This is a genomic window from Pseudomonas frederiksbergensis (assembly GCF_001874645.1).
In the GTDB taxonomy this organism is placed as follows: Bacteria; Pseudomonadota; Gammaproteobacteria; order Pseudomonadales; family Pseudomonadaceae; genus Aquipseudomonas; species Aquipseudomonas frederiksbergensis_B.
The window spans coordinates 2,779,382-2,792,278 of sequence record NZ_CP017886.1 but is presented as its reverse complement, the minus strand read 5'-3'; the positions used below and the strand labels follow the sequence as shown (position 1 = coordinate 2,792,278).

1 protein-coding gene is annotated in these 12,897 nt (G+C 61.0%); it reads right to left on the bottom strand.

Annotated features, from left to right (window positions below; all coding sequences use genetic code 11):
• Positions 1-22: 22 nt before the first annotated feature.
• Positions 23-12,655 (bottom strand): retention module-containing protein, encoded by a 12,633-nt coding sequence (locus BLL42_RS13455; RefSeq protein WP_071552537.1) that lies wholly within the window; start codon positions 12,653-12,655, stop codon positions 23-25.
• Between the last annotated feature and the right edge of the window lie 242 nt (positions 12,656-12,897).

The window sequence follows — 12,897 nt, the reverse complement described above, 5'->3', positions numbered from 1 at the left end:
CGAGCGGCCGTCAGGGGCTTGATCAGGTGTTGTTGTGGTCGATCTTGATCGTCGGGTCGCTACCGGCGATCAGCGAGTTGATGCTCTGACCGGACCAGTTGTTGCCTTCCAGCTTGATCGTCACGTCAGCGTTGGCCACACCACCAGCCGCGTTGAGCTTGCCTTCGGAGCTGACCTGCAACGTCGACACACCTTCAACCGTGGTGATTTTCAGGAAGTTGTCGATGGTGCTGCCGCTTTCGCCCTGCAACAGATCACGCAGGTCGATCCGGTCGCCTTCGCTGGCCTTGAAGTCCTTGATCACGTCGTTGCCGGTGTCGCCAGCCTTCCAGACGAAAGTGTCGGCGCCCGCGCCACCGATCAGGATGTCGTTGCCCTGACCGCCGATCAGCGTGTCATTACCCGTACCGCCCAGCAGGATGTCATTGCCCTTGCCGCCATCGAGCAGGTCGTTACCGCCCTGACCGAAGAGGATGTCGTTACCGGCACCGCCCAGCAACGTGTCATTACCGTCATGAGAGCCAGACACATCGAACGCGGTGTAGTGCTCAGTGATGTACTGGTGCACGTTGCTGGTGGTGATTTTGCTGACATCCACACCGGTTTGCTGGGCAACGAAGGCCTGCATGGCCTGGTAACCCTCGCCGGCGATGCCGTTGAAGCTCACCAGGTCACCGAACAGGATGTCGTTACCGTCGCCGCCACTGACAGTGTCGTTGCCTGGGAGTGTCGCTTCGGTGTGACCGATGATCGAGTTGGCCAGGTTGGCCGGGTCGATATTGGTTTGCGGTTTGCCATCGGTGTCGAACGGTTTCAGGTCGCTGAGGCTGACATCGCTGTTCAGACCGATGGCCTCGACCTGCGACAACTTGCCGAGCAAGGCGAAGCTGTCGTTGGAGTTACTGGTCGTGCTGCCGTCGCTGCTATAGCCGGTACCGGCCAGCTTCGACAGTTCATAGGTGCCATCGCCCTGAGCGTGGAGCATGCCCAGGTCTTTGCTGGTCCATTGGTTACCCGTGTAAGTCTGCAACGTCGTCGAACCATCGGTGCCGATGGAGAGGTAGTGCGTGTTATCCAGGTACTTGGCGAACGTGTCCCCCAACTTGTAATTGGCGGTCGTGACGACGTCGTCCAGCTTCGCGCCACCGTTGTACAACGACGGGTTGGTCTGTTCGCCGGACTGGTAGTACGTGGGCTGTCCGTCGGTAATGAAATACGTCAGGTTGGTCGCGTGGCTGTTACCGGTGGCCATGCTGCTCTGGAAGAAGTTGGCCGTGGTCTTGAACACGTCTTCGTAGTTGGTGCCGCCGCCGGAGACCATCGAGTCCAGCACCGACTTGAGCAGGGTCAGGGCATTCGGGTCGTTCAGGTTGACCGCAACCTGCTTGTTGACCTGGGTATCGAAGTCCGCGAGGAAGACATTCACCGTGCCCGACGTGCTGGCGCCCAGGCTGTTCTTGAGGGTGTTGAACACCGATGTCAGCGAGTCTTTGGCCGCACTGATCGAGGAGGCGCTCATGCTGCCCGAGCTGTCGACCATGAACGCAATGTTGTAGTTGGTGCCGGGCACCACCGTCAGGCCACCGATGTCGGCGACCATGATGTCGTTGCCGTCAGTGCCGACGAAATTGTCATTCCCCGAAGTGGCGACCGACGCGTTATACACCGCCGGGTAAACCGTGACCGGGATCTGCGCAGTGCTTGGCGCCGAGCCGCCGAGGGACTCGGTGGAAGTCGACGTGACCGTCAGGTTGATCGAGCCGTTGAAGTACGGCGGCGGGGTGAGTGTCAGGGTGCCGAGGTTCCAGCCAGTGACGTTCGCTTCGCCAGTGGTCGCCACCGTGAAGGTATGACCCGCGCCATCGCTGAGTACGGAACCGGCCGGCATACCGCCGATTTTCACGCTCAGGCTTTCGGAGCCATCGGTGTCGGTCAGCGCGGTGGTGATTTTCGACAGGTGAACGCTGCCGCCCTCGGCGCCCGTGTTGAGCTTGTAGCCGTCGTAGTAGCCTTCACCGTTGCTGCCGTGCAGGTCGGAAACCGTCACGCCGGCATTGATCAGATCGGTGACGCCCGTGTAGATCGGCACGCCAGCGCTGCTCAGGTCGATCGCCGGGGCGCCGTTGACCGATAGATTGACGTCGTAGTTACCCGGGCCATTTTGGTTGTGATGGTAGATATCCAGGGTGTAGTAGCCGCTGGTGGTCGGCGTGAACGATCCCGAGAGTTGGCCACCCGCGCCCCATGTGATGGCGGCCACGTTTTTGCCGCCGATGGTCACCAGCAGACTGTCGTCGCCGGTACCGCTGAAGCTGTAGGTCTTGCCGGCTTCGAGGTAGATCAGGCCGGAGGTTTTAGACGCTGTGCCGGCTGCAACGTTGCCGTCGGACTGCACGTTGCTCACGGTACCGCTGCTGTTCGGAGTGCCGGCGGCATCGATCACGGATTTCAGGGTTTCAGCTGGCGCTCCACTACCGCTGGTGCCGAGCCCCGCCAGACCGGTCCAGACCTCCTTGATCAGGCCTGTCGAATGCACGTTGTTGTCGGCGACACTCAGCGTCGGCGCATCAGCGACTGGCGTGATGTCGACTTTCACCGTGCCGGTGTTGCCCAGCAATTGGCCGTCGGTTGGCTGGAACTGGATCTGTGCGTAATCCGCCTGCTGGTTGCCCAGGCCGGTGCCGCCGTAGCCATTGGTGCCGGACTCGTTGGCATCAGGCATGAAGCGCAACTTGCCGGCGTCGATGTCGGCCTTGCTGAAGGTCTGGTTGTTCGCCACATCTTTCCAGGTCGAACCATCCAGATACTGCAACTTGCCGTCGCCTGGCAGCGCGGTGATTTTCACGCCCAGGCTGGTGGCAGGACTGTCGACATCACTCACTCCGAAGTTCGACCACCCCAGGATCAGCGGGGTGTCTTCGGTGCCGGTGACGGCGCCCCCTGTGGCGACGGGTGCATCGTTGACCGCGACCACGTTGACGGTTGTCGTTGCCACGTTGGAGTAGTTGCCGCCATCGGTCACGGTCACGGTGATGGTCCGTGGCGTTGTGCTCGGGTCATGACTGTTGTTGGTGAAGGTGATGTTCTTGATCTGCTGCATGTAGTCGGCCAGCGTCGCGTTGCCGGACAGCGTCAGGGTGATCGAACCATCTTTGCTGTTGGTGTTGATGCTGATGCCGTTGACGCTGTTGCCCAGGTTCAGCGAGTCGCCCGGCTGACGGTTGGTCAGCACGATAGTGGCGCCGGTCAGCATCGTGCTGTCCGGGTCGGTGATCTTGATATCGGTATCCGCAATCGATACGCCCGGCCCCGCGGTGCCTTCGGTGAAGGTCACTTTGTAGTCGGCACCCGTGGCGCCACTGGAGTCGTTGGCGTCCAGGTCGATGACCGGAGGTGCATCGTTGTCGATGATGGTGGTGCTGACGCTGCCATTGGTGCTGCTGACCACCAGATTCTCGAAATTGCCACCGGTGGCCGAGTCGATCTTGACCACGAAGTTTTCGGTGGGTTCGGTGATCTTGTCGTCAATGGTCGCGATGTTGAAGCTGGCGCTGCTGGCACCTGCCGGAATTTTCACGGTGTACACGCCGGTGAAATCCGAGCCATCGGTAGCGGTGCCGCTGTAGACGATTTTCAGCGTTACTTCGGTTTGCGACGGGTGCGTGAGGGTCACGGTGTAGCTGGCGGTCTGACCTTCAGTGACCTGACTGCTGCCGCTGATGCTGACTTCGGTTTTATCGATGGTGTCAGTGACGCTGGTCACCGCCGCCGTTTTATCGGTGACCAGGTTTTCGAAGTTGCCACCGGTGGCGGTGGTGATCGTCGCCTGGACTTTACCGGCATCGATATAAACGTCGTCTTTTGGTGCATCGACGATCACGGAACCGGTGGTTTTACCGGCGTCGATGTTGATCACTGCACCGTTGCTCAAGGTCACGGTCACTGGTGTGCCGGCGGCATTGGTCAGGGTCGCGGTGTAGGTGATGTGACCACCTTCAGCCACGGAACCGGTGGCGCTCAGCGTCAGGTTGGTGGTGTCGACGGTGTCGGTCACTTTGGTGGTGACAGTGGTTTTGTCGGCGACCAGGTTTTCGTAGTTACCGCCGCTGACGGTGGTAATGGCGTTGGTCAGCGGGGTGTGGCCGATCAGCGCGTCGTTCGGCGCGGTGGTGGTCGCGGTGCCGGAGCTCGAACCAACCGGGATGGTGATGGTCTGGCCGTTGGCCAAGGTCACGATCACTGCCGAGCCGGTGACCGGTGCCGAGACGGTGGCGGTGTAGGTGACGGTGCCGCCTTCAGCGGCGGTTTCGGTGGCGGTCAGTTTCACCGTCGAAGTGTCGATGGTGTCGGTGACGCTGGTCACCGCCGCCGTTTTATCGGTGACCAGGTTTTCGAAGTTGCCACCGGTGGCGGTGGTGATCGTCGCCTGGACTTTACCGGCATCGATATAAACGTCGTCTTTTGGTGCATCGACGATCACGGAACCGGTGGTTTTACCGGCGTCGATGTTGATCACTGCACCGTTGCTCAAGGTCACGGTCACTGGTGTGCCGGCGGCATTGGTCAGGGTCGCGGTGTAGGTGATGTGACCACCTTCAGCCACGGAACCGGTGGCGCTCAGCGTCAGGTTGGTGGTGTCGACGGTGTCGGTCACTTTGGTGGTGACAGTGGTTTTGTCGGCGACCAGGTTTTCGTAGTTACCGCCGCTGACGGTGGTAATGGCGTTGGTCAGCGGGGTGTGGCCGATCAGCGCGTCGTTCGGCGCGGTGGTGGTCGCGGTGCCGGAGCTCGAACCAACCGGGATGGTGATGGTCTGGCCGTTGGCCAAGGTCACGATCACTGCCGAGCCGGTGACCGGTGCCGAGACGGTGGCGGTGTAGGTGACGGTGCCACCTTCAGCGGCGGTTTCGGTGGCGGTCAGTTTCACCGTCGAAGTGTCGATGGTGTCGGTGACGCTGGTCACCGCCGCCGTTTTATCGGTGACCAGATTCTCGAAGTTGCCACCGGTGGCGGTGGTGATCGTCGCCTGGACTTTACCGGCATCGATATAAACGTCGTCTTTTGGTGCATCGACCACCACGGAACCGGTGGTTTTACCGGCGTCGATGTTGATCACTGCACCGTTGCTCAAGGTCACGGTCACTGGTGTGCCGGCGGCATTGGTCAGGGTCGCGGTGTAGGTGATGTGACCACCTTCAGCCACGGAACCGGTGGCGCTCAGCGTCAGGTTGGTGGTGTCGACGGTGTCGGTCACTTTGGTGGTGACAGTGGTTTTGTCGGCGACCAGGTTTTCGTAGTTACCGCCGCTGACGGTGGTAATGGCGTTGGTCAGCGGGGTGTGGCCGATCAGCGCGTCGTTCGGCGCGGTGGTGGTCGCGGTGCCGGAGCTCGAACCAACCGGGATGGTGATGGTCTGGCCGTTGGCCAAGGTCACCACGACAGCCGAGCCGGTGACCGGTGCCGAGACGGTGGCGGTGTAGGTGACGGTGCCACCTTCAGCGGCGGTTTCGGTGGCGGTCAGTTTCACCGTCGAAGTGTCGATGGTGTCGGTGACGCTGGTCACCGCCGCCGTTTTATCGGTGACCAGATTCTCGAAGTTGCCACCGGTGGCGGTGGTGATCGTCGCCTGGACTTTACCGGCATCGATATAAACGTCGTCTTTTGGTGCATCGACCACCACGGAACCGGTGGTTTTACCGGCGTCGATGTTGATGACTGCACCGTTGCTCAAGGTCACGGTCACTGGTGTGCCGGCGGCGTTGGTCAGGGTCGCGGTGTAGGTGATGTGACCACCTTCAGCCACCGAGCCGGTTGCTGCCAGGGACAGCCCAGTGTTGTCGATCGAATCGGTAATCGTCGTGACCGCCGGCGTCGTGCTCGGGGTCAGCTGCTCGAAATTGCCGCCAGTGGTGCTTTCGATGGTGGTGCTGACGGTGCTGCCGTTTTTGTAAACGTCGTTCGGCGGAGTGTCGACCACCACCGTGCCGGAAGTCTTGCCAGCCTCGATATTGATCACCGCGCCGTTGGACAGGGTCACGCTCATCGCGGTGCCGGCCGGGTTAGTCAGCGTCGCGGTGTAAGTGATCTGTCCGCCTTCAACCACCGAACCATTCGCCGTCAGGGACAGACCGGTATTGTCGATCGAATCGGTAATCGTGGTAACGGCTGGGGTGGTGCTTGGGGTCAACTGCTCGAAATTGCCGCCAGTGGTGCTTTCGATGGTGGTGCTGACGGTGCTGCCGTTCTTGTAAACGTCGTTCGGCGGAGTGTCGACCACCACGGAGCCGGTGGTTTTACCGGCCTCAATGTTGATCACCGCGCCGTTGCTCAGCGTCACGCTCATCGCGGTGCCGGCCGGGTTGGTCAGGGTCGCGGTGTAAGTGATCTGACCGCCTTCGGTAATCGTGTTGTTGGCGGTGAGTGTCAGGCCAGTGTTGTCGATCGAGTCGGTAATCGTCGTAACGGCTGGGGTGGTGCTCGGGGTCAGCTGCTCGAAGTTACCGCCAGTGGTGCTTTCGATGGTGGTGCTGACGGTGCTGCCGTTTTTGTAAACGTCGTTCGGCGGGGTGTCGACCACCACCGTGCCGGAAGTCTTGCCAGCTTCGATATTGATCACCGCACCGTTCGACAGCGTCACGCTCATCGCCGTGCCGGCCGGATTGGTCAGGGTCGCGGTGTAGGTGATCTGGCCGCCTTCGGTAATCGTGTTGTTGGCGGTGAGTGTCAGGCCGGTGTTATCGATCGAGTCAGTGATCGTCGTAACGGCTGGGGTGGTGCTCGGGGTCAACTGCTCGAAATTGCCGCCAGTGGTGCTTTCGATGGTGGTGCTGACGGTGCTGCCGTTTTTGTAAACGTCGTTCGGCGGGGTGTCGACCACCACCGTGCCGGAAGTCTTGCCAGCTTCGATATTGATCACCGCACCGTTCGACAGCGTCACGCTCATCGCGGTGCCGGCCGGATTGGTCAGGGTCGCGGTGTAGGTGATCTGGCCGCCTTCGGTAATCGTGTTGTTGGCGGTGAGTGTCAGGCCGGTGTTATCGATCGAGTCAGTGATCGTCGTAACGGCTGGGGTGGTGCTCGGGGTCAACTGCTCGAAATTGCCGCCAGTGGTGCTTTCGATGGTGGTGCTGACGGTGCTGCCGTTTTTGTAAACGTCGTTCGGCGGAGTGTCGACCACCACGGAACCGGTGGTTTTACCGGCCTCGATGTTGATCACCGCGCCGTTGGACAGGGTCACGCTCATCGCGGTGCCGGCCGGATTGGTCAGCGTGGCGGTGTAGGTGATCTGTCCGCCTTCAACCACCGAACCATTCGCCGTCAGGGACAGACCGGTATTGTCGATCGAATCGGTAATGGTCGTAACGGCTGGGGTGGTGCTCGGGGTCAGCTGCTCGAAATTGCCGCCAGTGGTGCTTTCGATGGTGGTGCTGACGGTGCTGCCGTTTTTGTAAACGTCGTTCGGCGGGGTGTCGACCACCACGGAGCCGGTGGTTTTCCCGGCTTCGATATTGATCACCGCGCCATTGCTCAGGGTCACGCTCATCGCGGTGCCGGCCGGGTTGGTCAGCGTCGCGGTGTAGGTGATCTGGCCGCCTTCAACCACCGAACCATTCGCCGTCAGGGACAGACCGGTATTGTCGATCGAATCGGTAATCGTCGTAACGGCTGGGGTGGTGCTCGGGGTCAGCTGCTCGAAGTTGCCACCGGTGGTGCTTTCGATGGTGGTGCTGACGGTGCTGCCGTTCTTGTAAACGTCGTTCGGCGGAGTGTCGACCACCACGGAGCCGGTGGTTTTACCGGCCTCAATGTTGATCACCGCGCCGTTGCTCAGCGTCACGCTCATCGCCGTGCCGGCCGGGTTGGTCAGCGTCGCGGTGTAGGTGATCTGCCCGCCTTCGGTGACCAAACCGGTTGCTGCCAGGGACAGGCCGGTGTTGTCGATCGAATCGGTAATCGTCGTGACCGCCGGCGTCGTGCTCGGGGTCAGCTGCTCGAAGTTACCGCCAGTGGTGCTTTCGATGGTGGTGCTGACGGTGCTGCCGTTTTTGTAAACGTCGTTCGGCGGGGTGTCGACCACCACGGAACCGGTGGTTTTACCGACCTCGATGTTGATCACCGCGCCGTTGGACAGGGTCACGCTCATCGCGGTGCCGGCCGGATTGCTCAGGGTCGCGGTGTAGGTGATCTGGCCGCCTTCGGTAACCGAACCGGTTGCTGCCAGGGACAGGCCGGTGTTATCGATCGAGTCGGTAATCGTGGTAACGGCTGGGGTGGTGCTTGGGGTCAACTGCTCGAAGTTGCCACCGGTGGTGCTTTCGATGGTGGTGCTGACGGTGCTGCCGTTTTTGTAGACATCGTTCGGCGGAGTGTCGACCACCACGGAACCGGTGGTCTTGCCGGCTTCGATATTGATCACCGCGCCATTCGACAGGGTCACGCTCATCGCGGTGCCGGCCGGATTGGTCAGGGTCGCGGTGTAGGTGATCTGGCCGCCTTCGGTAACCGAACCGGTTGCTGCCAGGGACAGCCCGGTGTTGTCGATCGAGTCGGTAATCGTCGTAACGGCTGGGGTGGTGCTCGGGGTCAACTGCTCGAAGTTGCCACCGGTGGTGCTTTCGATGGTGGTGCTGACGGTGCTGCCGTTTTTGTAGACGTCGTTCGCTGGAGTGTCGACCACCACGGAACCGGTGGTCTTGCCGGCTTCGATATTGATCACCGCACCGTTCGACAGGGTCACGCTCATCGCGGTGCCGGCCGGGTTAGTCAGGGTCGCGGTGTAAGTGATCTGACCGCCTTCGGTAATCGTGTTGTTGGCGGTGAGTGTCAGGCCAGTGTTGTCGATCGAGTCGGTAATGGTCGTGACCGCCGGCGTCGTGCTCGGGGTCAACTGCTCGAAGTTACCGCCAGTGGTGCTTTCAATGGTGGTGCTGACGGTACTGCCGTTTTTGTAGACGTCGTTCGGCGGGGTGTCGACCACCACGGAACCGGTGGTTTTCCCAGCCTCGATATTGATCACCGCGCCGTTGCTCAGGGTCACGCTCATCGCGGTGCCGGCCGGGTTAGTCAGGGTCGCGGTGTAAGTGATTTGACCGCCTTCGGTGACCGAACCGGTTGCTGCCAGGGACAGGCCGGTGTTGTCGATCGAGTCGGTAATGGTCGTGACCGCTGGGGTGGTGCTCGGGGTCAGCTGCTCGAAGTTACCGCCAGTGGTGCTTTCAATGGTGGTGCTGACGGTGCTGCCGTTTTTGTAAACGTCGTTCGGCGGGGTGTCGACCACCACGCTGCCAGTAGTTTTCCCGGCCTCGATATTGATCACCGCGCCATTCGACAGGGTCACGCTCATCGCGGTGCCGGCCGGATTGCTCAGGGTCGCGGTGTAGGTGATCTGCCCGCCTTCGGTGATGCTGTTGTTGGCGGTGAGCGTCAGCCCGGTGTTGTCGATCGAGTCGGTGATCGTGGTAACGGCTGGGGTGGTGCTCGGGGTCAGCTGCTCGAAGTTACCGCCAGTGGTGCTTTCAATGGTGGTGCTGACGGTGCTGCCGTTTTTGTAGACGTCGTTCGGCGGAGTGTCGACCACCACGGAGCCGGTGGTTTTCCCAGCCTCGATATTGATCACGGCGCCGTTCGACAAGGTGACGGTCATCGGCGTACCGGCCGGGTTGGTCAGGGTCGCGGTGTAGGTGATCTGGCCGCCTTCGGTAATCGTGTTGTTGGCGGTGAGTGTCAGGCCAGTGTTGTCGATCGAGTCGGTAATGGTCGTGACCGCCGGCGTCGTGCTTGGGGTCAACTGCTCGAAGTTGCCACCGGTGGTGCTTTCGATGGTGGTGCTGACGGTGCTGCCGTTTTTGTAAACGTCGTTCGGCGGGGTGTCGACCACCACGGAACCGGTGGTTTTACCGGCGTCGATGTTGATCACCGCGCCGTTGCTCAGCGTCACGCTCATCGCGGTGCCGGCCGGGTTAGTCAGGGTCGCGGTGTAAGTGATCTGGCCGCCTTCGGTGACCGAACCGGTCGCAGCCAGGGACAAGCCGGTATTGTCGATCGAGTCGGTAATGGTCGTGACCGCCGGCGTCGTGCTCGGGGTCAACTGCTCGAAGTTACCGCCAGTGGTGCTTTCAATGGTGGTGCTGACGGTGCTGCCGTTTTTGTAGACATCGTTCGGCGGGGTGTCGACCACCACGCTGCCAGTAGTTTTACCGGCGTCGATATTGATCACCGCGCCGTTGCTCAGCGTCACGCTCATCGCGGTGCCGGCTGGGTTAGTCAGCGTCGCGGTGTAAGTGATTTGACCGCCTTCGGTGACCGAACCGGTCGCAGCCAGGGACAGGCCGGTGTTATCGATCGAGTCGGTAATGGTCGTGACCGCCGGCGTCGTGCTCGGGGTCAGCTGCTCGAAGTTGCCACCGGTGGTGCTTTCAATGGTGGTGCTGACGGTGCTGCCGTTTTTGTAAACGTCGTTCGGCGGAGTGTCGACCACCACGCTGCCGGTGGTCTTGCCGGCTTCGATGTTGATCACCGCGCCGTTGCTCAGCGTCACGCTCATCGCGGTGCCGGCTGGGTTAGTCAGCGTCGCGGTGTAAGTGATTTGACCGCCTTCGGTGACCGAACCGGTCGCAGCCAGGGACAGGCCGGTGTTATCGATCGAGTCGGTAATCGTCGTGACCGCCGGCGTCGTGCTCGGGGTCAGCTGCTCGAAGTTACCGCCGGTGGTGCTTTCGATGGTGGTGCTGACGGTGCTGCCGTTTTTGTAGACATCGTTCGGCGGGGTGTCGACCACCACGGAACCGGTGGTCTTGCCGGCTTCGATATTGATCACCGCACCGTTCGACAGCGTCACGCTCATCGCGGTGCCGGCCGGATTGGTCAGGGTCGCGGTGTAGGTGATCTGCCCGCCTTCGGTGATGCTGTTGTTGGCGGTGAGCGTCAGCCCGGTGTTGTCGATCGAGTCGGTGATCGTGGTAACGGCTGGGGTGGTGCTCGGGGTCAACTGCTCGAAGTTGCCGCCAGTGGTGCTTTCAATGGTGGTGCTGACGGTGCTGCCGTTTTTGTAAACGTCGTTCGGCGGAGTGTCGACCACCACGGAACCGGTGGTTTTACCAGCCTCGATATTGATCACGGCGCCGTTGCTCAGCGTCACGCTCATCGCGGTGCCGGCCGGGTTAGTCAGCGTCGCGGTGTAAGTGATCTGACCGCCTTCGGTGATCGTGTTGTTGGCGGTGAGTGTCAGGCCAGTGTTGTCGATCGAGTCGGTAATCGTCGTGACCGCCGGCGTCGTGCTTGGGGTCAACTGCTCGAAGTTGCCACCGGTGGTGCTTTCGATGGTGGTGCTGACGGTGCTGCCGTTTTTGTAAACGTCGTTCGGCGGGGTGTCGACCACCACCGTGCCGGAAGTCTTGCCAGCCTCGATATTGATCACCGCGCCATTGCTCAGCGTCACGCTCATCGCGGTGCCCGCTGGATTGGTCAGCGTCGCGGTGTAGGTAATCTGACCGCCTTCGGTGACCGAACCGGTTGCTGCCAGGGACAGGCCAGTGTTGTCGATCGAGTCATGAATCGTCGTCACAGCTGGGGTGGTGCTTGGCACCAGGTTTTCGAAATTGCCGCCGGTAGCCCCGGTGATGGTGGTGCTGACGGTGCTGCCATTCTTGTAGACGTCGTTGGCCGGTGTGTCGACGTTCACGCTGCCAGTGGTTTTGCCAGCATCGATGGTGATGGTCGATCCGTTGGACAGGGTCACGGTAACCGGTGTTTGCGCCGGGTTGGTCAGGGTCGCGGTGTAGGTGATCTGACCGCCTTCGGTGACGGTCGAGCCCGCCGTCAGGGTGACGGTGGTGGTATCAATCGTGTCAGTGACCTGTGTGACGGCTGGTGTCGGGTCGACGGTCAGCACCAGGCCACCACCACCGGTGGTGCCGGTGACATTGACGGTGATCTGATGCGGGTCGTTGTAGACGCTGTCATTCGGTGCCAGCGGAACATTGACGCTGCCACTTACCTGGCCGGCCTGGATGACAATGACCGAGCCATTGGACAGGGTGATACTCAGGTCAGTCAGCGGCGCCCGGGTGACGTTCGCAGTGTAAACCAGCACACCACCGGCTTCGGTGATGGTCGATGTAGCGCTGAGGCTCAGGGTCGAGCCAACCAGCACATTGTTGCCGTTATTGGTGTTCTGGGCGCCAGTGGTGATGTCGGCGGCGGAAGTACCCGCGCCAATGCCTGCGGTCGGGAAACCAATGGTCGGGGCTACGCGGGCAGCTGTTGCATCCAGTGCCACGAAGCTGTGGCCTCCGCCAGCCGCACCGCCCGAGCCTGTTGCCGTCGGGCCCGCGGCGGCGGCTTCGATATCTGTGGTCGGGTCAGCGCCCGCGAGGATAGCTTGTTGCAGCTCTTCTACCGATGGCGCGGCTTGCGCGGTGGCTTGCGCCAGGTCAGTAGTGGAATCCGGGGCACTGCCACTCCATTGGGTATCGCGGCCCAGATCCAGTGTGCGGCCGTCGGCCAGTTCAAGCGATACAGCGCCCGCCGGACCGGTATCGACCTGGTCGCCTGTGAACAGTCGGTCACCTTCAATCAGCACGCGCCTGATGCCTTCCGGGGACACCACGAAAACTTGACCAACAATGCTTTTGACGATGGCAACAACACTGCTCATTGAGGACTCTCCGTATGTTCCGTTCAGTAGGCTTCCATTGACCTGAAGAGGCTGTCTGCCATTTCAGTCTGGACGTACTTTCAAGGTGGGTGGCACATTAATTTGACGCTGTCTCGTCAATAACTTGGCTTTATCTTTTCGCTAATAACTTTGTGCCAAACTATTGACCTTCTGGGTGCCATCCTAAACAATCGTCCCAGTAATGTCACATTGATATTTATGTGGCGACCTGCCAGCAGTGT

Coding starts and splice junctions, on each gene's coding strand:
- BLL42_RS13455 (WP_071552537.1), bottom strand. CDS start 12,655: ATGAGCAGTGTTGTTGCCATCGTCAAAAGCATTGTTGGTCAAGTTTTC.